Annotated in this window: 21 protein-coding genes, 2 pseudogenes and 1 riboswitch; of the genes and pseudogenes, 7 read left to right on the plus strand and 16 right to left on the minus strand. The window is 28.0% G+C overall.

Going from position 1 to position 26625, the window contains the following annotated elements; all coding sequences use genetic code 11:
• Positions 1–142 precede the first annotated feature (142 nt).
• The 7 genes from I6E31_09165 to pepF all read right to left on the minus strand — a co-directional run bounded on the left by I6E31_09165 (position 143) and on the right by pepF (position 8468).
• Positions 143–1012, minus strand: coding sequence for a S1 RNA-binding domain-containing protein (locus tag I6E31_09165; GenBank protein ID MCF2640136.1), 870 nt, complete (start codon positions 1010–1012; stop codon positions 143–145).
• A 58-nt stretch (positions 1013–1070) separates the two neighbouring features.
• Positions 1071–1775: an ABC transporter ATP-binding protein gene (locus I6E31_09170; protein ID MCF2640137.1), complete on the minus strand. Its 705-nt coding sequence runs from the start codon at positions 1773–1775 to the stop codon at positions 1071–1073.
• The gene (locus tag I6E31_09175; protein MCF2640138.1) at positions 1775–2530 is read right to left on the minus strand and encodes an ABC transporter permease subunit; all 756 of its coding nucleotides are present in this window, start codon (positions 2528–2530) and stop codon (positions 1775–1777) included. Before I6E31_09175 ends, I6E31_09170 begins: the two co-directional genes overlap by 1 nt.
• Positions 2505–3452 carry an ABC transporter substrate-binding protein gene (locus I6E31_09180; protein MCF2640139.1) on the minus strand — a complete coding sequence of 316 codons (948 nt, stop codon included), beginning with the start codon at positions 3450–3452 and terminating at the stop codon, positions 2505–2507. Before I6E31_09180 ends, I6E31_09175 begins: the two co-directional genes overlap by 26 nt.
• A 12-nt stretch (positions 3453–3464) precedes the next feature.
• A complete protein-coding gene (locus tag I6E31_09185; protein ID MCF2640140.1) occupies positions 3465–4166 on the minus strand; it encodes an ATP-binding cassette domain-containing protein in 702 nt (233 codons plus the stop codon).
• Positions 4167–4350: 184 nt separating this feature from the next.
• Positions 4351–6315: a TonB-dependent receptor gene (locus tag I6E31_09190; GenBank protein ID MCF2640141.1), complete on the minus strand. Its 1965-nt coding sequence runs from the start codon at positions 6313–6315 to the stop codon at positions 4351–4353.
• A 97-nt stretch (positions 6316–6412) separates the two neighbouring features.
• Positions 6413–6587: riboswitch (cobalamin riboswitch) on the minus strand.
• Between the two features lie 60 nt (positions 6588–6647).
• Positions 6648–8468: an oligoendopeptidase F gene (pepF, locus tag I6E31_09195; GenBank protein ID MCF2640142.1), complete on the minus strand. Its 1821-nt coding sequence runs from the start codon at positions 8466–8468 to the stop codon at positions 6648–6650.
• A 369-nt stretch (positions 8469–8837) separates the two neighbouring features.
• On the opposite strand from pepF, the gene hydG reads away from it, so the two are divergent.
• Positions 8838–10247 (plus strand): [FeFe] hydrogenase H-cluster radical SAM maturase HydG, encoded by a 1410-nt coding sequence (hydG, locus tag I6E31_09200; GenBank protein MCF2640143.1) that lies wholly within the window; start codon positions 8838–8840, stop codon positions 10245–10247.
• A 160-nt stretch (positions 10248–10407) separates the two neighbouring features.
• On the plus strand, positions 10408–11073 hold the full coding sequence (locus I6E31_09205; GenBank protein MCF2640144.1) for a M48 family metallopeptidase: 666 nt from the start codon (positions 10408–10410) through the stop codon (positions 11071–11073).
• A 266-nt stretch (positions 11074–11339) separates the two neighbouring features.
• On the opposite strand, the gene I6E31_09210 is transcribed toward I6E31_09205, so the two are convergent.
• The 7 genes and pseudogenes from I6E31_09210 to I6E31_09240 form a co-directional block, all read right to left on the minus strand.
• On the minus strand, positions 11340–12218 hold the full coding sequence (locus I6E31_09210) for a DMT family transporter (protein ID MCF2640145.1): 879 nt from the start codon (positions 12216–12218) through the stop codon (positions 11340–11342).
• Positions 12219–12946: 728 nt separating this feature from the next.
• Positions 12947–13333, minus strand: a pseudogene (locus I6E31_09215) (hypothetical protein).
• 98 nt (positions 13334–13431) lie between these two features.
• Positions 13432–13791, minus strand: a complete 360-nt coding sequence (locus I6E31_09220; GenBank protein ID MCF2640146.1) for a hypothetical protein — start codon at positions 13789–13791, stop codon at positions 13432–13434.
• 138 nt (positions 13792–13929) lie between these two features.
• Positions 13930–15993, minus strand: a complete 2064-nt coding sequence (fusA, locus tag I6E31_09225) for an elongation factor G (protein MCF2640147.1) — start codon at positions 15991–15993, stop codon at positions 13930–13932.
• A 798-nt stretch (positions 15994–16791) separates the two neighbouring features.
• Positions 16792–17880, minus strand: a complete 1089-nt coding sequence (gene dnaN / locus I6E31_09230; protein ID MCF2640148.1) for a DNA polymerase III subunit beta — start codon at positions 17878–17880, stop codon at positions 16792–16794.
• Positions 17881–17898: 18 nt separating this feature from the next.
• Positions 17899–18927 (minus strand): extracellular solute-binding protein, encoded by a 1029-nt coding sequence (locus tag I6E31_09235; protein MCF2640149.1) that lies wholly within the window; start codon positions 18925–18927, stop codon positions 17899–17901.
• 68 nt (positions 18928–18995) lie between these two features.
• The gene (locus tag I6E31_09240; GenBank protein ID MCF2640150.1) at positions 18996–20201 is read right to left on the minus strand and encodes a hypothetical protein; all 1206 of its coding nucleotides are present in this window, start codon (positions 20199–20201) and stop codon (positions 18996–18998) included.
• Between the two features lie 135 nt (positions 20202–20336).
• On the opposite strand from I6E31_09240, the gene I6E31_09245 reads away from it, so the two are divergent.
• A complete protein-coding gene (locus I6E31_09245) occupies positions 20337–21110 on the plus strand; it encodes an RNA methyltransferase (protein ID MCF2640151.1) in 774 nt (257 codons plus the stop codon).
• Positions 21110–21630 (plus strand): annotated as a pseudogene (locus tag I6E31_09250) (NUDIX hydrolase). Before I6E31_09245 ends, I6E31_09250 begins: the two are co-directional and overlap by 1 nt.
• Here I6E31_09250 and I6E31_09255 read toward each other — a convergent pair.
• Entirely contained in the window at positions 21631–22479 is an 849-nt protein-coding gene (locus I6E31_09255) for a DMT family transporter (protein ID MCF2640152.1), read from the minus strand.
• A 46-nt stretch (positions 22480–22525) separates the two neighbouring features.
• On the opposite strand from I6E31_09255, the gene I6E31_09260 reads away from it, so the two are divergent.
• A complete protein-coding gene (locus I6E31_09260) occupies positions 22526–23014 on the plus strand; it encodes a hypothetical protein (GenBank protein ID MCF2640153.1) in 489 nt (162 codons plus the stop codon).
• A gap of 13 nt (positions 23015–23027) precedes the next feature.
• A complete protein-coding gene (hydE, locus tag I6E31_09265; GenBank protein ID MCF2640154.1) occupies positions 23028–24113 on the plus strand; it encodes a [FeFe] hydrogenase H-cluster radical SAM maturase HydE in 1086 nt (361 codons plus the stop codon).
• 46 nt (positions 24114–24159) lie between these two features.
• Here hydE and hcp read toward each other — a convergent pair whose 3' ends face one another.
• The gene (gene hcp, locus I6E31_09270) at positions 24160–25785 is read right to left on the minus strand and encodes a hydroxylamine reductase (protein MCF2640155.1); all 1626 of its coding nucleotides are present in this window, start codon (positions 25783–25785) and stop codon (positions 24160–24162) included.
• A gap of 112 nt (positions 25786–25897) precedes the next feature.
• Between hcp and I6E31_09275 the strand changes: the two genes are divergently transcribed.
• Positions 25898–26578, plus strand: a complete 681-nt coding sequence (locus I6E31_09275; GenBank protein ID MCF2640156.1) for a Crp/Fnr family transcriptional regulator — start codon at positions 25898–25900, stop codon at positions 26576–26578.
• Positions 26579–26625: the final 47 nt, after the last annotated feature.

Genomic DNA, 26625 nt, shown 5'->3' on the forward strand with positions numbered 1-26625 from the left:
ACCTCCTTTAATTATTGTTTGGCGACTTAATTTTATCAGGAAAATTTACTTGTTTCATCTTTTTTTTAAAAAAAAGTAAAAAAGGTGTTAATACATTTAAGTACCAACACCAAAAATTATACACCCAAAACTTTTAATTATTTTATTTAGTTTTCTTAACTATTCTGTAATACCCTTTTTCATTTTTTTCAACTTTTCCATTTTTTAGAAGATTTCCCATAGCTCTTTTAAAAGCTTTTTTACTCATATTAAAGTAATCTATAATCTCTTCTGGGCTACTTTTGTCAGTGAAACCAAAACTATCTCCTAACAATCTCATTTTTCCAAGTATAAGTTCAGCATCTTCATCAATTTGAATATATGCTCTCTCTCTTGGTGTTAAATCTATCTTTCCATCTTCTCTAACTCTAATTACTCTAGCTTCTATCTCATCTCCAACTTTATAATCTTTAAAGTACTCAATTTTAGGGATAAGTCCAAAATATCTATCTTCAACTGCTACAAATACACCTATATTAGGTTCTATTCTATATACAGTTCCAGAAACTATATCATTTTTCTTAATAGAAGTTGATGGAAGAAGGAATTTATAGATTTTCATTGTTGCTGAAAGTCTACCTTTACTATCTTCATATATTCCAACTAAATATTTTTTTCCTACCTCAACTGGTATCTCTTGTTGCCCTCTAGGAAGAAGTAACTCTTTTTTTAACCCCCAATCCATAAAAGCTCCAAGTTTTGGGTTTACATCTGTAACCTCTAACTTAGCTAAAGTTCCAACAAGAGCTTCAGTTTTTCTAAAAGTTGCTACTGGTCTATCTTCAGAGTCCATATATATTAGAACTTCTACTTCGTCTCCCTCTTTTAGCTCTCTCTCTTCTAACTCATTATTTGGAAGAAGTATACTTATATCCTCTAACTCCTCTCCCTCTTTTTCAACCTCAGTAAGATAAGCTCCTACACTTGTAAATCTATCAACTATCATTTTTTGTCTTTTACCTATTTTTATCATTAATTCTTCTCTCCTTAAACAAAATATTAGATTTTATTATACCTTTTATTCTAATTATTTACAAGAATAATTTTTTTATTTCTAACTTAAATTTCTCTTTTTCTTCACTATTTTCCAATATTTTCAAAGCAAATTTATTAATAAAAGAGGATCTTACAACACTTGGCTTCCCACCAAGTACCACTATTTTTTCTCCTAAAGTTATTGCTGTATCAATATCATGTGTTATTAAAATAATTGTTTTCTTTTCTGACTCTTGTAATTTTATCAAGTCTTCTACTATTTCCTCTTTTATCTTTACATCTAAAAACTCAAAAGGTTCATCCATAAACATATAATTTGAAGGAAAGGCAAAGGCTCTAGCTATCCCAACTCTCCTCTTCATTCCTCCACTTAACATATTAGGAAACTCTTTTTCACTTCCTTCTAAATTAACTATCTTTAAATATTTTTTTATTCTCTCATCAAGTTCTGATTTCTCAACCTTTCCTTTTAATACAAATTCAAGGTTACTATAAACAGTTTTCCAAGGTATTAAAGTGTCCTCTTGAAACACATATGATATCCCTTTTTTATGTTCTCTTTCAAAGATAATCTCTCCACTATAATCTTTTATTTTTCCAGCTATAATATTTAAAAGAGTAGATTTTCCACAGCCAGATTCACCTAAAATAGCTGTAATTTTTCTCTCTTCTATTTCAATATCAATTCCACCTAAAACTTTTTTATCTCCATAATTTTTAACTATCTTTTTTAGTTGCACTACTCTTTCCTCCAACTACTCATCTTTCTATTAAAGCTTTTTATTGTAACCTCAATTAGAAAATTTACAAGAATTATTATAATTATCCAAGCAAATATAGTAGCACTTTCAAGATAGATTTTTCCCATAAATATCTCTCCACCTATTGAAAGGGGATCTTGAGCTAAAACTTCTCCAGCTATTATTACTTTTAAAGCAAGTCCAACTATTGATGGAAGAGTTGAAGATAAATGAAAATAGATACTTGGAATATAGATATCTCTATAAATTAAAAATCTTGATACATCATATATTCTAGCCATCTTTATTAGATCTCTATCTATAGATTCTATTCCACCTATAATATTTTCATATATAATAGGTAGAACAATCATTATTCCAGCAAAAAATGGAACAAATTCAACTTTGCTCCATATTAATACTAAAATTATAACTACTATTGTAGGAATTGATTTTATAAAGTTTACAAATGGAAAAAATATCATATCACATATTTTATATCTATAAGCTAATATTCCCAACACACTTCCTAAAAAAAATGAAACTATTAAGCTTATAACTGCTTTTTTTAAGGTATTAAAAAGTATAATTAAAAAATTTTCATTTTTCAAAATCTCAATTAAAGAGTTAAAAACAGTTAATATATCTGGAAAGATCATTTGATTTCCAACAACTTTTGCAATAATTTCCCAAACAACAAGAAAAATTATAGAAGATAAAAAAAGATAACTATTTTGATATGAATATCTCTTCATCTGGAATTTTTCCTCCAATAGCTTTTTTATTATTTTCAGCTATCTCTCTAAAATATATCATATACTCATCTTTTCCCTCTGCTCCTGTTGTAAAATCAAAATTAGCTTTTTTAATAGCTTCATCTATAATATCCTTTGGTAGAGTGATTTGAGCCTTTGAAATATATTCTAATCTTTTATTATCATTACTTTCTATAAATTCAATACTATCTTTTAAATCTTTTATAAACTCATCTAAAAAATTAGGATTTTCTTTTAATATATCTTCTGAAACTATCAATGTTGATTGTGGATATCCCTTTGCTACATTAAATAGTTTTTTCCACTCTTGATTAAGTTCAACATTAATTTTACTATTTTTATCTTTAGAAAGAATCTTACTTGCCATAGGTTCAGCAATTACTACAATATCTTTTTTTCCACTTAAATAAAGTGGTGCTAACTCATTTCCACTACTTAAATAATCAATTTTGATATCTTTAGATAGATCTAAACCATTTTTCTTTAAAAGAGTTTGTAAAATAATATCTGGAGTAAGTCCTTTTCCTATTGTTCCTATCTCTTTTCCTTTTAAATCTTTTAAAGAATCAAAGTTTTCTCTACTGATAACATAGAAAGATCCCCAACCTACTGTACCACCTATTTTATAACCTAATCCTTTGTTATACAATTGTCCTGCAAGATTTGATGGAACAATAGCTATATCAGCATCTTTTTTCATAAGAGTCATAACTAAAGATTCAGATAGTTTCTCTATTTTGTACTCTACATCTACACCATCAATTTGAGGTTTCTCATTTATCATCTTAACTAAACTTAGAGCAGGAAGTCCATCTGGAGCTACCACTTTAATTTTATCTTTAGAATATATATTTATACCTAAAATTAACATCAATATAAAATAGATAAATTTCTTTTTCATATTAAACCCTTCCTATTTAACTTTACTTTCTTTCTCTTTTATAAAATCAGCACAGTCACCAAAATAGAAATTTTTCTCTCTTTTTCTTAAAAATAGAAGTTTATTGGCAAATTTAGAGATCTCTTTTATATTATGAGTAATAAATATAACTGTAAGTTGTCTATTGTCACACATTCTTTTTACTGTTTCATAAAAATTTATCTTACTTTTCACATCAAGTGTTGAACTTGGATTATCTATATAAAGAAGCTTAGGATCAGTAATCATATGTTTTGCCATATTGACTTTTAATTGTTGTAAAGTGTTTAATTTATTTATCTTTTTATCTCTCACTTCAAAAAGTCCCATATCTTTTAAAAGTTCATCTACTTTTTCCCAATCACTTTCTCCCATTATTTTTCCTCTATTTCTTGAGATCATCCCTATTGCAACAATCTCTCTAGCAGTTCCAGGAAACTCTTCCTTTGTTTGCATAACATTTTGTGGAATATAACTTACCTCATCTTTCCCTATATTATGATAAGCAATTTCACCTTCTATACCAGTTGTTATTAATCCTAACATACTTTTAATAAGGCTACTCTTTCCAGAACCAGGAATTCCTCCAATTGCTAGATAATCACCTCTTTCTACATTGAAAGTTACATTTTGTAAAACTGTTCTGTTTTTAATATTCAAACTAAAGTTATCTACAGTTAATATGATATCACTCATTTTTTAGCCCTCCTGTTCTTTTTTAATAATTTTGTCTATATTCTATTATAGCACATTTTTTAAAAAATCTCATGCGAAATTGAAACTTATTTTTTATGTTAATTTTTTTTGATTAAAAAGAATATAGTTATATACTAAAAAAGGGATAATTTTTTAATTACCCCTTTTCCTTTATTAAATTTTATTAGAAGTTATATCTAAATCCTGCATAATAACTTCTTCCATCAGCTGGATTATGACTTCCATAACCTGGATATTCTTGTAAAACAAATGATGAACAATATTCTTCATCAAATAGATTTTTAATTCCACCATAAATTTCTAAACCATCATTAAATTTATAAGTTAAATTTGTATCTACAGTAGTATACTCATTATTTTTTCCAAGTTTATTTGCAAAATCATCATTTCCATAAGCTGCACTTTGATAGTACATATCAATATTTCCTATTAATTTTTCTGTAAAGCTATAAGTAGCTCCTAAATTAACTGTCCATTTTGGTACTCCTGGAAACTCATTATTTTTATTTACTCCATCTTTAATTTCAGATTTAATTAATGATATTCCTTCTCTTAAAGTTAATTTATCAAAGTAATGATTTAAAGATAATTGAGCCCCTCTTCTTTCAATTTTTCCATCAAAGTTTTTGTTTGCTCCTGGATAAGCTCCTGGATATAATACCATATTTGAATCATAATAAATTTCATCTTTAGTATTCATTAAAAATATTGAAGCTGAAATATAGGTATTTTTATATATATCTTTTATTCCTAATTCATAAGTTTCTGTTTCTTGAATTTTAAAATCTCCACCCCAAGCTTTATAATTTACTCCCATATCTTGAAGGCTCGGACTTCTATAACCATTTACATAACTTAAATATAAACTTCCAGTATCAGAATATAAATAGTTTACTCCTAATTCATAACTATTAGCATTATTCTCATTTTTTTTATCAAAAATTATATCTCCTGAATCATATTTTATTTTTTCTCTTCTATAACCTTGAGTAAATTGCCAATCTCCTACAGTTGTTTTATTTAAAATATATCCTGCATAAGATTCTCTTGTTTTATCTTTAGCTGAAGTATTTAATTTATCTTCAGATTTTCCATCTTTATAGTCACCACCTAGTATAATATAACTATTATCTCCATAATTATATTTAATTTGAGGTTTAATAAAATATTGACTTGCTAGATACTTTGTTGTCCAAGTACTATCTCCATAGAATTCTAATTGTTCATATCCTCCATACACTAAAAAATCAAATTTTTCATTTATTTTTTGATTATATTTTAATGTATAACTATCCTCAGTACTATCGCAGATTCCATTATAATCTCCTGCCATACTAGGATCTTTTTCAAATTGATCTTTTTTTAATGGTCCTGAATAATAATCTTTTAACTTATTATGTCTATAGTTGGCTTCTAAACTTCCATTATCTAAAAGATATTTACCTCTTAACCAAATAGCTTCTTTTTTATCATCTTTATCATATTTTTTATATTGTTCTCTTTGATTTTTATCTCTAAATCCTTCACTTCTATATCCATTATAAGCAATATCCATTAATAATCTATCAGTTACTTTAGTTCCATAGTTTAAACTTCCCTTTGCTGTTTTCCAAGAACCTATTTCTAAACCTACACTACCATAGTTTTTCTTATCTTGAGGTGCTTTAGTAATAATATTGATAACTCCTCCAGCTGCTCCATCTCCATACATTACAGCTCCACCAGATGGAATTACTTCAATTTTTTCAATTTGTGATACAGGAATTTGACTTGTATAATACCAGCTACCTTGAATATTATTTAATGGTACTCCATCCATTAAAATAAGAGTATTTTGAGAAGCAGTAGCTCCATATCCTCTTAAATCAAAATAAGGTTCTGATCCTTCAGATGATGTAATTGTTAACCCTGGCACTCCTCTTAAAGCTTCAGCTACTGTATTAGCTCCCTTAGCTTGAATCTCTTCTTGAGTTACAATAGTGATATTTTTAGCAGTATCAAGTACACTTGTTTCAAAGTTTTCAGTTGAAATAACTGTTTCATTTAACTTTTGACTTGCTATTTTCTCCTCTGCCATTGTAGTTGTTCCAACAGCTAATATAGCTGCTAGCATTAAATATTTTTTCATTCTCTCCTCCTAAATGGTTGTATTAAAAATAAAAAGACTCTAACTAGGGTTTCCTAATTAGAGTCCAATTTTTTACAAATAATAATCTTGACAATATTATTAATATCATAAAATTGGTAAGTCTTCTGACTTAGCTTCATCCTACTTTCACACCTTCCCAGTTTCCCAGTGGCATTTTGCGATTTCGTCCACCTTACAGCAGTTTTCACTGTGAGGGATTTACACCCTACTTCCTCTATTAAGCTATATGCACCTAATTTCTATAATTTTATTATATTAAATATTTTTTCCTTTGTCAAGTTTTAAATGAAAAGCAACATTTTTAGAACAAATTATTTTTTTATCTTCTTTAATTCAACTTCTAATAGATCAAGTAATCTATCAAACTCTTTAGCCACAGCATGGAAGCTTTCCTCTTTTTCTAAATCAACACCAGCTTTTTTAAGTTGGCTCATAGGATGATCATTTCCTCCAGATTGAAGAAGAGTTAAATAATCTTTAGTAGCTTTTTCTCTCTCCTCTTGGCTATATTTTTCATTTGTAATTCTATCATATAGATTTGCAGATGAAGCAAAGCTTGTAGCATATTGATATACATAATATGGAGAGTTAAAGAAATGAGGGATTCTTGCCCAAATTACCTTTTGAAGTTCGTCCATTGCAAGAGTATCTCCAAAATATTGTTTAAATAGATTATCCATAATTCCACTTAATACATCTGGAGTGATAGCTTTTCCCTCTTCAACTAATTTATGAGCTTGATACTCATAGTTAGCAAATAGAGTTTGAATATAGAAAGTACCAACAATATTTCCTAAAGCTTGTTCTATTAGAGCTATCTTTTCATTTGAATCATCACTATTTTTTATCATGTAATCTAACATCAATCTTTCATTAAATGTTGATGCTACCTCTGCAACAAATATTGTATAGTCATGTGTTGCATATGGTTGAGCCTCACTAGAAAGAGTTGAGTGCATAGCGTGTCCCATTTCATGAGCCACTGTAAATACATCATCCATAGTTCCTTGATAATTTAAAAGTACATATGGATGAACATCATAAATTCCCAATGAGTATGCTCCACTTCTCTTATTTTCAGTTTCAAATACATCTATCCAACCATCACTTAAAGCAGTTGCCATTTTCTTTGTATACTCTTCTCCCAATGGAGCTACTGATGCTAATACCATCTCTTTTGCTTTATCATATTCAAATTCTTTATTGTATTCAACAATGTTTATGCTATTATCATAATAGTGATAATCTTTTAATCCCAATGCTTTTTGTCTAAGTTTTACATATCTTTGTAGTGGAGCATTGTTATCTATTGCTGATTTTAAAAGAGTTTCAAATACTTCTACTGGTACATTTTTAGGCTCTAAAGCTTTTTCTAAAGTTGAATTATAGTTTCTTGCTTGAGCAGAAGCAGCATCTCTTTGTAAAAGTGATCTATAAATAGCTGCATATGTATTTTTATTTCCATCAAAAGAGCTATAAAGAGCTTCAAAAGCTTTTCTTCTATCCTCTTGATTTCTATTTGTAGACAATACTTTTGAGTAAATTCCATTTGTAACAGGTCCTTTATATCCATCAGATAGCTCTACTTCATTCCATTTCATATCTGATATAGATAGTTCTCCATAAATATCATCTGGTGCTCCCATATATTGTCCATAGTATGAAAGAAGTTTTTCTTTTTCAGCATCTAATACATGTCCTTGTAATCTATAAATTTCCATTATATTAAATTTTTGATCTCTTAACTCTTCATTTTTTTCTATCCATTTTTCCATAGTTTCCTTTGGAATTTCTAAAATTTCAGGAGTCATCCAAGCTACTGTTACAGAGTATTGAGTGAATAGTGCTTGAATCTCTTGCATCTTAATCGAAGCTACTTCATCTTTAGAGTTTAAATCTTTTAACATATATGGATATACATATAATTTTTCAGCTCTTCTATTTAACTCCTCTTCTAATTTTATTAACTCAATAAATTTTTCACAACTATATCTTATTTTTCCCTTATATTCAGGAACTTTTTTCATTAACTCTTTTACTTCTGAAAGCTCTCTATCCCAAGCTTCCCAATTTTCATAGTAATCTGTTAGATTCCATTTATATTTTTGATCAATCTCATCTCTTTTTAACATCTTCTTTTCCATATTTTCTCCTTCTTCTACTGTTTTTTCCATTGTTGTAACTTTTTCTTGAACATTTTTTGCTTTATTTTCACCATCAAAATATAATTTAGCTCCTATAAGACTAGCAATAAGTCCTATTATAACAAATTTTTTTATTTTCATACCCCCATTTTCACTATGTTATATAAATTATTATAACATAATTTTTTAAAAAAATTAACTAACACACTTTACTATATATTTTCTATTTAAAAAGGGAAATTAATTATTTGATATTGAACAAATTTTACTCGTGAAATTAAATTATACAATGTTTAGTGTAATTTAATAATAAAATGTGATATAATAATAAAAAAATAAAATATATTAAGGAGGATAATTTTGAATAAATATAATCTTGATTTTTTAGATGAAAATATAATAAACCAAATTATTTCAGATGCTGAGAAAAAAAGTGAAGATTTTGAATTAGTTAGAGAAATCTTAAAAAAAGCTGAAAAAGCTGAAGGAATAAGTGATGAAGAAGCTGCTATTCTTTTAAGTATAAAAGATGAAAATCTACTTGAAGAGATGTATGCTGTTTCAAAAAAAATTAAAGAGAAAATCTATGGAAAAAGAATTGTTATGTTTGCTCCACTTTATATTAGTAACTACTGTGTAAACAATTGTAGATATTGTGGATATAAACATTGTAATGATGAATTATTTAGAAAAAAATTAAATAGTGAAGAATTAATAGCCGAAGTTAAAGCTCTTGAGAAACTTGGACATAAAAGAATAGCTCTTGAAGCTGGGGAAGATCCTATTAACTGTTCAATTGATTATGTATTAGATTGTATAAAAGATATCTACTCAATAAAATTTAAAAATGGAAGTATCAGAAGAATAAATGTAAATATTGCTGCTACAACTGTTGAAAATTACAGAAAATTAAAAGAAGCTGAAATAGGTACATATATTCTTTTCCAAGAATCATATCATAAACCTACTTATGAATATTTCCACCTTCAAGGACCTAAAAAAGATTATGAATATCATACAACTGCTATGTTTAGAGCAAGAGAAGCTGGAATTGATGATGTTGGTATAGGGGTTCTTTATGGACTTTATGATTATAAATATGAAACAATAGCTATGATTAGATATGCTAATGAACTTGAAAAAGTTACAGGAGTAGGACCTCATACTATATCTGTTCCTAGATTAAGACCTGCTGAAAATGTATCACTAGAAAACTATCCACATCTTGTAGCTGACAAAGACTTTAAAAAACTTGTTGCAGTTTTAAGACTTGCAGTTCCTTATACAGGACTTATTATTTCAACTAGAGAAGAAGCAGGATTTAGAGATGAGATAATTGATATTGGAATCTCTCAAGTAAGTAGTGGCTCTTGTACTGGTGTTGGTGGATACTCTGAAAGAGAAAAAAATATAGATGAAAAACCTCAATTTGAGTTAGGTGACAATAGATCTCCAATGGAAATGTTAAAAAGCTTAATTGAAAGTGGATATATCCCAAGTTATTGTACTGCTTGTTATAGAAATGGACGTACAGGGGATAGATTTATGGAGATAGCTAAGAGTGGACAGATCAATGTTATGTGTGAAGCTAATGCACTAATGACTTTAAAAGAGTTTTTATTAGATTATGCTGATGAAGATTTGAGGGCTCTTGGAGATAGAGTTATTATGGAAACTTTAGAAAAAATGCCTAATGAAGAATTTAAAGCTAAAATAAGAGAAAACTTAAAACTTATCGAAAGTGGAGTAAGAGATATAAACGTTTAGTGAACTACTCCCACCTATAGAGGAGGGAGTCTTCTTAGAGATTTTAGATAAAATACAATTACACCCAAAATCTTTATTAAATAAGATGGAGGGTGTATTTTTTATTAAAAATATAGTAATTTATGATATAATCTATAAAAAATCTTATGAAAGGTAAAATATGGATATAAAAGTAGAGATAACAAGAAAAAAGATAAAAAATATAATTTTAAAAATAACTCCTGATGGAAGAGTTTTAATCTCTGCTCCTACAAGAGTTCCTCAAAGCTATTTAAAAGAGTTTATTAAAACTAAAGAAGATTGGATAGTAAAAAAATTAGAAGAGGTTAAAAATAGAAAGAAAAAAGAGATAAATTATGAAAGTGGTGAAGAAATAATATATCTTGGGAAAAAATACTATTTAGAAGTAATAAACTCTTATACTGAAAAAATTGTTATTCAAGATGAAAAAATATATATCTATTGTTTAAAAAATTCAACTACTGAAGACAGAGAAAGAATATTTAAGAACTGGCTAAAGGTAGAACTTGGAACTATTTTAAAAGATTTAACTTATAAAATTGGAAAGATGATAGGTTATCTTCCTAATGAAATAAGGATAAGAGATATGAAAAGTCGTTGGGGTTCATGTATCTCAGCTAGAAAAGTAATTACATATAATTTACAACTTGCTTTTCAACCTCTTCCACTTATTGAATATGTAGTTTTACATGAACTTGCTCATATTCCATATCCAAATCATCAAAAAGAGTTTTGGAATTTTGTTGAAAAATTTATTCCTGATTGGAAAGAGAGAAGAAAACTATTAAATAAAAGAGGTAGTTAAAAAATTTAATTGTAATTTTCTTAAATAATAACTACTCAACTATTACTAATAAATATATAAAAAAATTCTACCCTAATATCAACTAAAGCCGTAATTCACTAGAGAATATTAGAATCCCTTAGCGAAATGCAGTTAAGAAAATGCAACGTGTTTGAGGCGAAGACGAGTTTTGCATTTTCAACGGAATAAGCCTGTAGATACCTTAAATAGAAAAAGACTACTTAAATTAATAATTTTAAACTATCAATTTAAGTAGTCTTTTTAATTTATTTTTTTCTTAAAAATTTTAATTCAGTTTCAGAAATAATAACTGATGCAAATATTAACAATCCTCCAAAAGCTATTTTTAGTGTAATTGGATCTCCCATAAATATTATTGAAGTAATAGCTCCAAAAAGAATCTCTGTTGATAGAATAAGAGAAGCTGTTGAGGATGGAACATATTTTTGAGAAATTGTTTGAACTAAATATGCTATCAATGTATTACAAATTATTAAAAACCCTATAGCTGATATTTGAACTCCATTCATTCTTGTTGTAACAATAGAAAAGTTTTCAAAAATAATATTTAAAACTAATGTTAATAATCCACCACTTAACATTTGAAAAGCATTTATTACTATTGGGTTTTTATCCTTTATAAATGCTCCAATTACAGCTATTTGTAAAGCAAAGAATAGAGCTGATACCAATGTCAACAAATCTCCATATCCCATGCTTAAATCTCCATCAAGTGATAAAAATCCTATCCCTATAAAACATATTATAGATGATATATAAGTTATAGCTTTAGGTTTCTCCTTAGTCAATAGCCACAAAATAAATGGTACGCACACAACATAAGCTCCTGTAATAAAAGCATTTTTTGATGGTGTGGTGTAGACTAAACCTATAGTTTGAAGTGAAAATGCCCCTCCTAATATTATTCCTGCTCCTAAACCTAATTTTTTTTCCTCTTTAGTTATCTCCACTTTTTTTAATTTTAAAAAGATAAAAATAAGCATAGAAGCTACTAAAAATCTGATACTCATAATAGCATTAGGTGCGATTCCACTATCTAAAGCTATTTTTGTAATAGGAAACCCACTTCCCCATGTAATAGTCACAAGTGTAAGTCCTAATTTGCATAGCGTTTCTCTCTTCATTTTAACCTCCCAGTTACCATATTCCTTACAAATATAATACATTATATTTAAAATAAAAGCAATATCAAGGAAAATATTTAGTTTAAATTTTATCCATTTTTTATTTGATTGTACTCTTAATAGAAAAATTTTAAATTATAAAAATCTATAAAATTGGCTTTTATAATTTTTGACTTTTTTTATAAATATTTTTGAATATTAAATAAACATATATCGGATATTTTTTAATCTTATTAATAATAAACATATGTTCTATATAAACAATGAATTTCAATGGTATTGACTCTATTAGAAGAGTGTGATATTATATTAAAGTAGAACAATGACAGTTTGTTTCTAATACCCATATGTTCACTCATGTGAACAAACCCATATAGCCCTGACTTACACAGGTTGGGGTTTCCCTAGAATATAAATGTTTAATTATATATAAGTTAAAATATGTATTGTTTGATTATTGTTAATAACAGTTTTGTGATTGGGCTGTTAAAACCATACAATTTTAATAAAAAAAGAGTGAGTGATCAATAAAATCTTCGCTCTTTTTTTATTTGTGATAATTATTTTATAACTTAAAATCTTTAATCTAATATATCTCAAAAATAAAAATAGCTCTCTATGAATTTAGTTTCATCATAGAAAGCTACTTTAATTTTTTAATCTTTTTTCTCTGTCTTTTTATTTTCTTTCTCTATTTCTAACTCTTTTTCAAGTCTTTTCCTCAATCTTTCTTCAAGTTCCTCATCACTTTCATCTTGTAATGTAGGAAGAGCAAAACCTATTCTTCTAGCAGGTTTTTCCTTATCCTCTTTCTCTATTGAAGTTATTAAGAAATTTAATTGACTAATATGTTGAATAAGCTGAGCCTCTTTTCCATCTACAAAACCATAAAAATATAGAATATCTGGGTTTTGATAACCTATATCTGTAACTGACATTATTACTGAAGAACCAAAAGATGCTAATTTTAATCCTATCTCATGATCATCATCTAAAAAAGATTCAAACTCTTTTATCTGTTCAATAATCTTTTCATACTTCCAATCTGCCATATTATAATCACGAGGATACTCCTCAGCTAAAACAGGTAAATTATCTTTCTTTTTCTTTCCCATAAAATCACCTCTATATTATCAGTAAAATTATCTTCCTATCTTCAGTTTACTATATTTTTTCTATAAATCAATAGCAACTATCATATTTTAACATAAGTTTATTTTTTCAATTCATCTCTATTTATATAAAAATCAGATTCTAAAAACTCATTTAGTGACAAATTCAATACAACTGGAATACACTCTTCACAATCTTCATAAAAATATAGAACCTTTAAAAGAGGGAGATAATCTTTCTCTCTTAAAAACTTCAAATACTCCCTATAATTATTTTTTAAACACTCTAAAGCCACTCTTAATTCTTTATGATGGTTGAGATCTGAATATGTAAATTTAGGTATATCAACTTTCATATTTATCTTACTTTGACTCATAAATCCATCTTTCAATAAACTATGAAACTTATACATTGCATCTAGTAGTTCTTGCTCTAACTTATTATCTATAACTCTTTTCATAATATCCCTCTAATGTTTTTCTTTTAATTATACTCTAAAATATTTTTATTTTAAAGCTTAAAAAATGCCAAAAAGAACTGAGCTTTTTGGCATTTTCTCTAGAGTTATTTAAATAGTTATAATAACTTCTATACTATTTTATTGTTGTTTTCTACTTTCTATTATTTTTTTAGCTATAACTTCTGGTACTTCTTCATATCTTACAAATTCAAACTTAAATTGTCCTCTTCCTTGAGTCATAGCTCTTAAATCTAGAGCATATTTAAGAATTTCAGCTTGAGGAACTTCAACACTTAATACTTGCTCTCCATATTGATTAGGTTCCATTCCAAGTATTCTTCCTCTACGTTTATTCATATCTCCCATTACATCTCCCATGTAAGCTTCAGGAACTACTACTTCAAGTTTCATAATAGGCTCAAGAAGTACAGGCCTTGCTTGTTCCATACCTTTTTTAAATGCAAGAATAGCAGCTTGTTTGAAAGATATTTCATTAGAGTCTACTGGGTGGTAAGATCCATCAAATATAGTAGCTTTAAAGTTAATAACTGGATATCCAGCTAAAATTCCTTTCTCTTTAGCTTCTAATAATCCTTTTTCAACTGCTGGCATATATGTTCTAGGTACTACTCCACCTTTAACTTCATCTACAAATTTAAATTCTTCTTCACAAGGTTCAAATTTAATTTGAACATCTCCATATTGTCCTGCTCCACCAGATTGTTTTTTATGTTTACCTTGAACTGAAACAGTTCCTTTAATAGTTTCACGATAAGAAACAACTGGATCTGTAAGAACAGCATGAACTCCAAATTTATTTTTAATTTTACATAAAATTACATATAGATGTTTTTCTCCTTGTCCACCAATTAGAAGTTGTTTTGTTTCATAGTTTCTATTGATAACAAAAGTAGGGTCCTCTTCCATCATTCTTTGTAGACAAGTACTTAATTTTTCATCATCAGCTTTTTGTGCAGGTTCTACACTTGAATATAAGCAAGGCTCAGGTAATTCAATACTTCTATACATTATAGGCTTATCTTTGTCACATAGAGTATCACCAGTTTGTGTATATTGAAGTTTTGTAGTTGCTCCAATATCTCCAGCAATAAGTTCTTGAGCTTCCTCTTGTTTATTTCCTCTCAAGTATATAATTTGAGCAATTCTCTCTTTTTTATTTTTATTAGGGTTTAAAACCTCAGTATCTTTTCTTAGTCTTCCTGAATTTACTTTAAATAAAGAGATTTTTCCAATAAATGGGTCAACAAGAGTTTTGAAAACTATAGCTGAGAATGGTTCATCAACAGATATTTTTCTAGCTTCAGTTTCCTCTGTCGCAGGATTTATTCCTACTCTCTCTCCATTAAACATCTCTGTAGGTGTAGGCATATAGTCATGAATCATTTTGAAAAGAGTGTGTATTCCTATACCTTGTATTGCAGATCCAACAATTACTGGAACTACATCTCCAGATACTACACCATTATGAAGTCCTCTTTTTATCTCTTCTAATGTAAATTCTTCTCCATTAAAATATTTTTCCATTAGTTCTTCATCTGTTTCAGCAACTGCTTCAAGAAGAAGATTTCTAACTTCTGATATATCCATATGATCAGGGATAGCACCATCTTCACATTCAACACCATTGAAGATTCTTCCCTTCATTTCTACAACGTTTACAAATCCTTTAAATTCATCTTTTTCTCCAATAGGTACACAGAATGGAGCTATTTTTTTACCAAATTTTTCTTTTAATTCAAGCAATAGCTTTTCATAATTAATATATCCCTTATCCATTTTGTTTATATATATAATTCTTGGAAGATGTCTTTCTTCTAATAATCTCCATGCTTTTTCAGTTCCAACTTCTACCCCTGATGTAGCATCCATTACTATAACTGCACTTCCTGAAACTCTCAATGCTGAATAAACTTCTCCTGAGAAGTCAAAATATCCTGGAGTATCTAAGAAGTTATATTTGCAATCTCCATATTCTACTGGGATTATTGATGTGTTAATTGAAAATAATCTACGAGTTTCCTCTTTATCAAAGTCAGATACAGTTGTTCCATCTTCTACAGTTCCTTTTTTATCCAAAGTTTTAGAAATGTAAAGAATTGATTCTACAAGAGTAGTCTTTCCACTTCCTCTATGTCCTAAAAGAGATATGTTTCTTATGTTGCTTGTTTCAAAGTTTCTCATAATTCTGCCCCCTTATTTTTGGAAAGTATCTTTCTGTAAAATTTAAGTATTCACTCACTGTACTACTTTATATAACTAATAAAGTCCATTTCGTCAAGGGGTAAAATAAAAAATATTTTTAAAAAGTTAATTTTGTAAAAAATTAAGAAGAAAAGTTCGTTTTTTAAATACTAATTTTTAAAAATTAATTATCTAGCTAAGCTAGGTTCTCTAATATATCGTTAGTTTTACAGCAAAGTACCTTTCATTAGCGATTATTAATCAAGTTAAGTTATCTCTATTTCTTTTAAATATCAGCTAAATTCCATGTCAAAGAATAAAGAGAGAGTAAAACTCATCTGACTAAAATTCCGAAACTCACTTCGTTCAAACACGTCGGAATTTTTAGCGTCAGCTTTCGTAACTCTCTCTAATATTCTTCTCTAAATTACATTTAGCTGATATTAGGAATATTAAAAATAAATTTATCCCTAACATCAAGTTGACGTAATTTGGAAGTGAATATTAGAAGCCCTCAGCGAAATGCAGTTAAGAAAATGCAACGTGTTTGAGGCGTAGCGAGTTCCAAAAATAGAGAAGCTTTAGCGACTACTATTTTTGAGATGCAGGAGTGGAACTCCTGCGATACCCACACGGAATGAGCCATAGGGATTCTTTATTCAATGACATGAAGGCAACTTGATGTTAAAAAATATAAGTTTTGTTAATGTAAATTAGAACGATAAATTATAGTTTTATTAAAAAAATTGCACCCTCTATCTTAATTAACTAAGATTTTAGGTGCAATATAAATTACTTTTATCTCAATGCTAAAGGCATTAAAATATATCTATAGTTTTGATCTCCCTCTTCTGTTATCTCAAACATTGATGAAGCATTAGTTCCTTTAATAACAGGATTTTTACTGATATTATCAATATAATCCACGATAAATTTACAGTTTAAAGAAGCTTTAAAATCCTCTCCATCCTTTATCATATTTACCTTTTGATTAATTTTAGCTCTACCAGAGAAAGCATTTAAAAGAGCTGTTTTTCCTTTAAAAGTGAAGATAGCTCCATACTTTGCATCTACACTTGTTTTAGCTACTGTTATAACTCTTTTTAATGCACTTTTTAGCTCATCTCTATTAAATTCCATCACTTTATCAAATGATGCATTATTTAATATCATTTTAAAGTCAGGGAAAGGCATTGAGATAGTTTTTGATGAAAAATAAGCATTTTCCCAAGTTACAATTAAAAACTCTTCACTAAATCCTATTGTTATCTCTTTATCATAATCTTTTAGTAGTTTACATAGAATATTTACAGTTTCTAATGGAACAGAAATCTCTTTTTCCATAAAACAATTGTTTTCAACTTTTAAATATAAAAGTCTATATGAATCAGTGGAAACAAGATTTAGTTCATTTGGTTTAAATATCATTCTCACACAATTGATTTGAATATTATCATTAGAAAGAGAAGCTGCAAATTTTGCTTTATCTAACATTTTCACAAGCTCTCCACCTTGAATATTTAAAAGTACAACTGGTGATGTTGGTACAATATTAGGGAAAGTTTCCTCTTGAAGAATTGAAAATTCAGCTTGATGTACAGTAAGATATCCATCATTTAAAGTAAACATCAATTCTTCTTCATCTAAAAGCTTTATATATTCTAATAAAAGAGCAGGTTTTAAAATTACATTTCCCTCTTCTATAACATCAGCAGGAAGCTGTCTCACTAAATCAATATCTAGATTTGTTCCCACTAAAGTGATCATTCCTTTTTCAGCTTTTATTTGTAATCCTGAAATAATAGGTTTTATAGGATTCTCTTTTAATATATTTGTAAATTCTGTTAAGATAGGGATTACATCCTCTCTTTTTATAGAAAATTTCATTATAGCCTCCAAAATTTCTTAATTTGCTATTAATACTTCTTGCCAGTATTTATTTTGAAGATCAAGAGTACTATGAATATCTCTTAGTACTTGAGTATTTTTCATATCTTCAATTTCATATAAAGGTTTAACCTTCATTAACTCTTTTGCAGGAATATTAATAGATGGTGTTTCAAGAATATCAGCAAGTCTTGCATAAACTTCTGGTCTATGAATATACTCAATAAATTTATATGCAGCATCTTTATTTGGAGCATTACTTAAAATAACAAAAGAATCTACATAAGCTGTTCCACCTTTTTCAGGAATAATGAAATCAACTTTTTTTCTTTCATTTTCATCTAACTCTCTAAAGATATTATCAGGGTAACCTTGAACTACCCAGAAATCACCATTTGCAAATCCTTTTCCAAAAGATTCAGCATCAAATTTAGCTATATTTCTCTTCCATCCTTTTACCATTTCAGCAGCTTGAGCAATAGCTTTTTCATCTTCAACATTTTGTGAATATCCTAACATATCTAGTGCTGAAGTCATTACCTCTCTCATATCATCAAGAAGAGTCATTCTTCCTTGTAAATCACTTCTATTATAGATAGAATAATCTCTAGGGTAATCTTTTACATATTGAGTATTTACTGCAATTACAGTAGCTCCCATTACATAAGGAACTTCGTAATCATTATTAGGGTCAAAGTATTGTAATTTTTCTAATACTAATGGATTTATATTTTTTAATGTAGATAATTTACTTTTATCAAGTTTATCTATCATTTTTTCTTTCATCATTATCTCTACATAGTCAGCTGATGGAACAACTATATCATATCCTGTTCCTCCTGCTTTTAACTTAGTAAACATCTCTTCATTAGATGAGTAGATATCCTCAACAACTTTGATTCCAGTTTCTTTTTCAAAATTTTGATATATTTCTGGTGGAATATAATCTGCCCAACCATAAAGATAAAGAACATTCTCTTCTTTCTTACTTTCTCCACAAGATACAAGAGTAAAAATTAAAGCTAGTAACAAAAATATTTTTTTCATTTATCATCCTCCCATTTTTTTCTCTATTTACTATTTTAATACAGTTTCGAAATTTAGTCAATTACTATTCATTTATAAAGTAAAATTTCAGTGAAAATATTTGACATATCTTCTGTAAAGTTTCTTTTTGGAGCTATTTTTTCTGCCATTATCTCTAAATACATCAAAGATTTTAAAAGTGGATACAACTCTTCTCTAAATTCCATTCCATTATTTAATGCTGATTTTAAAGATAACATAAGATTTGTTATTATTCTTCCATTTTTGGCAAGAGTAGCTCCTTTAAAATCTCTAAAAATCTTTTCAACTTCAACACTTACATTGTTAAGAGATGCATTATCTATTTTGTTAATAGATAACTCTTGCATAAAATTAGGAATCTCATTATAATCATATCTTAAAATAGATTTTAATATCTTAAAAATTCCCTCTCTCATATCATCACTTAGATTTATAATATTGTTACAATCTAGAAAATATATTTCACCTTTTTCACTTAACATAATATTTCCCATATGTAAGTTTCCATGATACATTCCTATCTTAAAAATAAAGAACAATTGAATTTTTATTGAATCAAATACATCTTTATAGCTAAGCCTTCTCTCCTCCTCTAACTGGCAGAAATGAGTTCCATAAATATACTCACTTACAAGTATATTTTCTGAAGAAAGATAAGCATATATGTGTGAAAATTTTAATCTCTCAAATGCTTTAAAATCTTTATACTCATTTTTAAAATCCTTCATAAGTTCAGTACATTTTATCTCATTATTTAGATTAAATTTAATTTCAGATTCTACCCTTAAACTTTCTACCATGTCCATTATTTTAAATTTCTTTTCCAAATTTTTCATAAAGTATGAACATAGTTTAGCATCTTGTTTCATACTAGCAAGATTTTTCAAAAACATATTTTTAGCCTTTTCACTAATAACTTTTATTGTAATTTCCTGCCCATTTCTCAAACAAGCTTTAAAAAGATGATTAATATCAGAATATGAAAATGAGTCATTGTCATAATATTCCACTTGAGAAAGTATAGGATGATGTTTTGGTAACAGACGTAAAAGATGTTCATCTTCCTTTTGAACATCTGATGTATTAAAATCTGAAAGGTAAAAACAGTTCTCCACATCTAACATATCTATTCTTGATGAGTATTTTTGAGCTAGTCTTATACCTAATATTCCTAACTTTATTATTCTTTTTGGATCTATTCCCTTAATGGAATCAAATGATGATAACATTCTTAAAAAATTAACAGAAAGCATCTTTCTCTTTTCCTCCTATATTTTTTTCTCTTTAAATTATATTACATATTTTCTAAGTTGTAAAACAAATTGGAAGAAAAGAAAAATAATTTGTGATATAATAAATATTAGATATATTTTTAAGGAGGAAAAGAAGTGGACTACATAAACAGTCTTGAAAATAATACTATAAAGAAGATAAAAAAGCTTAAAATAAAAAAATATAGAGAAGAGGAGCAACTTTTTATTGCTGAAGGAAGAAAATTTTTAGATTTTGACTTTGCTCCAGAGATGTTAATTTTCCATGAAGATTACACTATAACTGATGAGATTCAAAAAAAAATAGATAGATTTCAATGTAGAAAAATCAAAGTTTCTGATAAAGTTTTCTCTCAACTTACATCTCAAGAAAACTCACAAGGTGTAATTGTAATATACCCAATGAAAAAAGGGGATCTAAATATCTTAAATAATAATATAGTTGTCCTTGATAAAATAGGAGATCCTGGAAATTTAGGTACTATTATAAGAGTAGCAGATGCAGGTGGATTTAAAGATATTCTTCTAACTAAGGGAAGTGTTGATTGTTGGAATGAGAAAGTTGTAAGAAGTAGTATGGGATCTATTTTAAATATGAATATTATCTATTTAGAAGAGGAAGAGTTGATATCTTTCTTAAAAGAAAAAGAGTATAAAATGGAAGTTACTGCATTGGATAAAACCTCTATTGAATACACTCAAATGTCTTTAAGTAAGAAAAATGCTATTATTTTTGGAAGTGAGGGAAATGGGGTTTCTCAAAGATTTTTAGAAGTTAGTGATGAAAAACTTATAATTCCAATCTATGGAATAGCTGAATCACTTAATGTTGCTATGGCTTGTGGAATTATTCTATATAAAACTAGAGAGATTTTGGGGGCAAAAAATTAATGGAAAAATATAAACATTTAGAGAAAAAAGAGGTTTTTAAAAATAATCATATAGCTGTATATAGTGAAAAATTACAACTTCCTAATGATAAAGTTGTAGAGTGGACATTTACCTCAAAAAGAGAAGCTGTTGGTGTTATTGCTGTTTTTGATGATGATACAACTTTATTGGTTAAACAATATCGTCCTGCTGTTCAACTTGTAACAACAGAGATTCCTGCTGGTATTCTTGAAAAGGGAGAAGATCCTAAAGATGCTGCTCTTAGAGAATTAGAAGAAGAAACAGGTTATAGAGCTGAAAAAATTGAGAAGATCTGTGAATTTTATAGTAGTCCTGGAATAACTGCTGGAAAATTTTATCTTTTCTATGCTGAAAACTTAAAAAAACTCATCAACATTTAGATGAAGATGAGTTTTTAGAAGTTGAAAGAGTACCTTTAAAAGATATTAATATTACATCTCTTTTTGATGCTAAAAGTATGTTGGCAGTTAATTATGCTAAGAAGAAAAGAAATTTATAATTATTTCTTTTGATTATGTTTAAATATATAAAAAGCAACTGCTATAATTATTGCTCCACCCAATAAACTTAAAGTATCTGGTATCTCTCCAAAGAAGATAAATCCTAAAATTATACCAAATACAATAGCTGAGTAATTGTAGATAGACACCTCCGTTGCTTTAGCATATTTATAAGCATATGTGATACCAAATTGTCCTACTGATGCAAAAACTCCAGTAGCTAGCAACAATCCAAGTTGTATAAATGTAGGTTGCACATACTCTGCCAATGCAAAGGGAGCTGTAAAGACTACAGAGATCAATGAGAAATAAAATATAATTGTGTCTGGACTCTCTTTATCTTTTAAATATCTAAGAAGAGTATAAGCAACTCCAGCTGATGCTGCTGACATAATTCCTGATAAACTAGGGAGCATCTCAAGAGAAAATTCAGGCTTGATTACTAACAATGCTCCTAAAAAAGTAATTATAATACTTAAAATTTGCTTATTATCAATCTTTTCTTTTAAAAAGATACATGCCATAATAGTTACAAATATAGGTGATAATTTCCCTAACATACTTGAGTCTGCTAAAGTTAGCTTTGATATAGCATAGAAATTTAACACAACTCCTGCTAAACCAAAACTAGAACGAGCTAATAGAGCAAGTTGATTCTCTCTCCTTCCAAACATAGGAGCAGAAGATTTTTTCAACATAAAAAATGCTACACCTAAACTAATTAAATTTCTAAAGAATACCTTTTCAAACAGCGGTATTCCTGTTACATACTTTACAGTTACACTCATAAATGTAAATCCTAAAGCAGAAATTAACATACAAAAAACTGCTTTTGTTTTATTCGACATATTGTCACTTCCTTTCAATTATATTATTTTATTAAGGGGGCAGATTTTGAAAAAGATAATTATTTTTTTATCACTTACTATGCTTTTATCTGGTTGCATGTTTTCAAAAGCTACCATTAGAAAAAATGAAAAAATTTCAAGATATTTTACTATGGGCGAGGCTGTCCATAGTGATATTGCCAAAAAATACAAAATTGACAACACACCTAACAAGTTACAAGCAGCAAATATAAAATATACTGCTATTAGATTGGACCAGCTTAGAAGATTACTTGGTCGCCCTTTAATTGTAACCAGCTGGTACAGAAGTGGGAAAGTAAATAGAAAAGTTGGTGGCTCTCGAACTTCTGCTCATAGTTCTGGACTAGCTGTAGATATACTATTAAAAAAAGGTTCTCAATATAAAGAGTTCCAAAAAGTAGTAAAATCTAATATGAAATTTGATCAATTAATATATTACCCTAAAAAAGGACATTTGCATATAGGTTTTAAAAAAAATATGAAAAAAGAGAGACGTCAAGTGTTCTGGAAATAGAAAAGGAGCAAAAATGAACATAAAAGATATTTTAGAAAAAAATGAGCTTACTAAAGATGATTTAGTTGCTCTTATGAAGATAGATAACCCTACTGATTTAGATATGCTTTTTAAAAAAGCTTATGAAGTCAAAGCTAAATATGTAGGTAAAAAAGTTTATTATAGAGGACTTATTGAAATAAGCAATGTTTGTATAAAAAATTGCAGATATTGTGGAATAAGAAGAGATAATCACAAAGTTGAAAGATTTTTAATGAATAAAGATGAAATTATGCAAGCTGTAAAATGGATATATGACAACAACTATGGTTCTATTGCTCTTCAATCTGGAGAAAGACAAGATAGTGAATTTGTAGATTTTATAGAAAATATAATTAAAGAGATTAAAAAATTATCTAATGGGAAATTAGGAATCACACTTTCTTTAGGGGAACAATCTTATGAAACATATAAAAGATGGTTTGATGCAGGAGCTCACAGATACCTTTTAAGAATTGAAAGTACCAATGAAAATATATTTAAACATATTCATCCTCAAGATCAAAAACATGAATTTCAAGTTAGAAAAAGATGTTTAGAATTTTTAAGAAATATTGGTTATCAAGTGGGAACTGGAGTTATGATTGGTATGCCAAATCAAACAGAAGAAGATTTAGTCAACGATATTCTTTTTTATAAAGATATGAAAATTGATATGATAGGTATGGGACCATATATTTTACATAAAGATACCCCATTGGGACAAGAATGGGAAGATATAGTTCCTTCCACTGAAAAGAGAGTTGAATTAGGTCTTAAAATGATAGCTATTACAAGAATTTTATTGAAAGATGTAAATATAGCGGCTACTACTGCACTTCAAGGACTTGATCCTCTAGGTAGAGAGAAGGGGCTTTTAGCTGGAGCAAATATTTTAATGCCTACTGCAACACTACAAAATTATAAGGGTAAATATCTACTTTATGATAACAAACCAGGAATTGATGATAGTGTTGAAAGGGCAAAAGCTTCACTAGATGAGAAAGTTAAAAGTGTTGGAGACGAAATAGTATATGGAGAGTGGGGAGATTCTCCTTACTTTAAAAGAAAAAATTCTTAAAACAAAAGCAGCCTCTTAAAATTATTGAGAAGCTGCTTTTATAATTTTATTTAAAAAATCTTTCTAAATCTTCCTCTACCTCTCCTATCCCACCAATATTAAAGTTTTCAATTAAAACCTTAGCTACATTTGGAGATAAGAAGCCTGGTAAAGTAGGACCTAGATGAATATTTTTTACTCCTAAATAAAGTAAACTTAATAATACAATTACTGCTTTTTGCTCATACCAAGATATATTATAAATTATTGGAAGCTTATTTATATCATCTAAATTAAATACCTCTTTTAATTTTAAAGCTATTAAAGCTAGAGAGTAAGAATCATTACATTGCCCTGCATCTAAAACTCTTGGAATGCCATTGATCATTCCTAAATCTAATTTATTATATCTATACTTTGCACAACCTGCTGTAAGTATAACTGTGTCTTTTGGAAGGTTTTTAGCAAACTCTGTATAGTACTCTCTTTTCTTGCTTCTTCCATCACATCCACCCATAACAACAAATCTTTTAATATCTCCATTTTTTATAGCTTCCACTATTTTATCTGCTAATTGAAAAACTTGATTATGAGCAAATCCCCCTATTATCTCTCCTGTTTCAATCTCTTTTGGTGGTAGAGTTCTCTTAGCCATTTCTATTACTTCTGAGAAATCTTTTACCTCTCCATCAATATGTTTACAACCTTCGAAAGATACAAGCCCTGTTGTAAAAATTCTATTTTTATATGATTCTTTAGGGGGAACTATACAATTTGTTGTCATTATAATCGGTCCATTAAAACTTTCAAACTCCTCTTGCTGTTTCCACCAAGCATTTCCATAATTTCCTATAAAATTACTATATTTTTTAAATTTTGGATAATAATGAGCTGGTAACATCTCTGAGTGAGTATATACATCTACTCCTGTTCCTTGGGTTTGTTCTAGTAACATCTCTAAATCTTTTAAATCATGTCCTGATATAAGTATTCCAGGATTTTTTCCAACTCCTATATTAACCTTTGTAATCTCAGGATCTCCATAGTTTTTAGTATTTGCTCTATCTAAAAGCTCCATTCCTGCCACACCATATTTACCCACTTCTAAAACAAGAGCTATTAATTCTTCAACTGTTATATCTTGTTTTAATGTTTCTACTAGAGCTTTCTCTATAAATAGATTTATACTATCATCTATCTCCTTTAAAACTGCTCCATGTTTAAGATAAGCAGCTAATCCTTTTAAACCATATACTATCATCTCTTTTAAACTTCTTTTATCCTCATCTTTTTCAAATAATATCCCTGCTTCTTCTATTTTTACTAAAAATTCTTCCCTTTTAATAGAGATTAAAGCAGCCTTTGATAGACCTTCTTTATTTCCCAATCTATTTAAAAGTTTCTCTTTTACTTTTAATGTTCTCTCTATCTTATCTTTTAAATCTTCACTATTAAAATTAACATTTGTTATTGTTGTAAAAAGATTTTCTATTACTAAAATATCAATCTCTCTTAATTCCTCTTTTCCTTCTTCTCTCAATCTCACTAAAATTTCTGAAATTCCTTTAGTTATATATATTAAAAGATCTTGTAAATACGCTACATCAGAAGTTTTCCCACACACTCCTACTATTTTACATTCTGTACAACCTGCTGTTTCTTGGCATTGATAGCAAAACATTTTATTTTCCATTTTTTACCTCCATAATCATTTTATATTTGTATTATAGAATATTCTCTTCTTATTTTATGTTGCATAAGCAACTGAATTTATGATATAATATAAAATATATGAAAGGAGTAACATGGAAAATATAGATTTTTTAATGAAATTACCAATTTTTTATAATCTTAAAAAGGATGAGATAATTAATATATTAAAATTTTTTAACTATTCTAAAGAAGATTTTGAAAAAAATAATTTTATCTTTGAAATAGGAAAGCCTATTAGTAAAATAGGAATAATTTTATCTGGAGAGATTAATATTATAAAAGAAGATTTTTGGGGAAACAGAAATATTTTGAATAAATTTAAAAGTGGAGAGATTTTTGGAGAGGTTTTTGCTCTTGCTAAAGTTTTGCCAAATAATATATTGGTAGAAACTTCTCAAAATTCTAAAATATTATTTTTAGATTTAACTAACTTCTCAATAGACAATGAAAATAATTCCAATGAAATCTTAAAATTTTTATCTAATATTTTTAAAATATCTTTGAAAAGAAACATTCTCTTTACTGAAAAATTAGAACATATTACTAAAAAAACTATAAGAGAAAAAATTATATCATATCTTTCAACTGAAGCTCTTAAAAATAGATCTAACTCTTTCTTTATAAAGTTTGATAGACAGGAGTTAGCAGATTATCTCTTTGTTGAGAGAAGTGCTCTATCACGTGAGCTTAGTTCTATGAAAAAAGATGGACTAATTGAATATAATAAAAATTATTTTACCTTAATAAAATTACTTGTAACTACTCAGCTATAAATTAAAATTTGAGACTCAAGTTCAAAAAAAATGGGCTTGGGTCTTTT

The organism is Fusobacterium varium, from assembly GCA_021531615.1.
Lineage (GTDB): Bacteria > Fusobacteriota > Fusobacteriia > Fusobacteriales > Fusobacteriaceae > Fusobacterium_A > Fusobacterium_A varium_C.

Excerpts from the sequence above, each read along its gene's own strand:
- I6E31_09180 (MCF2640139.1), bottom strand. The coding sequence starts at position 3,452 with ATGAAAAAGAAATTTATCTATTTTATATTGATGTTAATTTTAGGTATA.
- I6E31_09240 (MCF2640150.1), bottom strand. The coding sequence starts at position 20,201 with ATGCTTTCTGTTAATTTTTTAAGAATGTTATCATCATTTGATTCCATT.
- I6E31_09235 (MCF2640149.1), bottom strand. The coding sequence starts at position 18,927 with ATGAAAAAAATATTTTTGTTACTAGCTTTAATTTTTACTCTTGTATCT.
- I6E31_09255 (MCF2640152.1), bottom strand. The coding sequence starts at position 22,479 with ATGTCGAATAAAACAAAAGCAGTTTTTTGTATGTTAATTTCTGCTTTA.
- I6E31_09165 (MCF2640136.1), bottom strand. The coding sequence starts at position 1,012 with ATGATAAAAATAGGTAAAAGACAAAAAATGATAGTTGATAGATTTACA.
- I6E31_09220 (MCF2640146.1), bottom strand. The coding sequence starts at position 13,791 with ATGAAAAGAGTTATAGATAATAAGTTAGAGCAAGAACTACTAGATGCA.
- I6E31_09275 (MCF2640156.1), top strand. The coding sequence starts at position 25,898 with ATGGAAAATATAGATTTTTTAATGAAATTACCAATTTTTTATAATCTT.
- I6E31_09190 (MCF2640141.1), bottom strand. The coding sequence starts at position 6,315 with ATGAAAAAATATTTAATGCTAGCAGCTATATTAGCTGTTGGAACAACT.
- dnaN (MCF2640148.1), bottom strand. The coding sequence starts at position 17,880 with ATGAAATTTTCTATAAAAAGAGAGGATGTAATCCCTATCTTAACAGAA.
- hcp (MCF2640155.1), bottom strand. The coding sequence starts at position 25,785 with ATGGAAAATAAAATGTTTTGCTATCAATGCCAAGAAACAGCAGGTTGT.
- I6E31_09175 (MCF2640138.1), bottom strand. The coding sequence starts at position 2,530 with ATGAAGAGATATTCATATCAAAATAGTTATCTTTTTTTATCTTCTATA.
- hydE (MCF2640154.1), top strand. The coding sequence starts at position 23,028 with ATGAACATAAAAGATATTTTAGAAAAAAATGAGCTTACTAAAGATGAT.
- fusA (MCF2640147.1), bottom strand. The coding sequence starts at position 15,993 with ATGAGAAACTTTGAAACAAGCAACATAAGAAACATATCTCTTTTAGGA.
- I6E31_09210 (MCF2640145.1), bottom strand. The coding sequence starts at position 12,218 with ATGAAGAGAGAAACGCTATGCAAATTAGGACTTACACTTGTGACTATT.
- pepF (MCF2640142.1), bottom strand. The coding sequence starts at position 8,468 with ATGTTAAAAAGAGATGAGATTGATCAAAAATATAAATGGAATCTAACA.
- I6E31_09185 (MCF2640140.1), bottom strand. The coding sequence starts at position 4,166 with ATGAGTGATATCATATTAACTGTAGATAACTTTAGTTTGAATATTAAA.
- I6E31_09205 (MCF2640144.1), top strand. The coding sequence starts at position 10,408 with ATGGATATAAAAGTAGAGATAACAAGAAAAAAGATAAAAAATATAATT.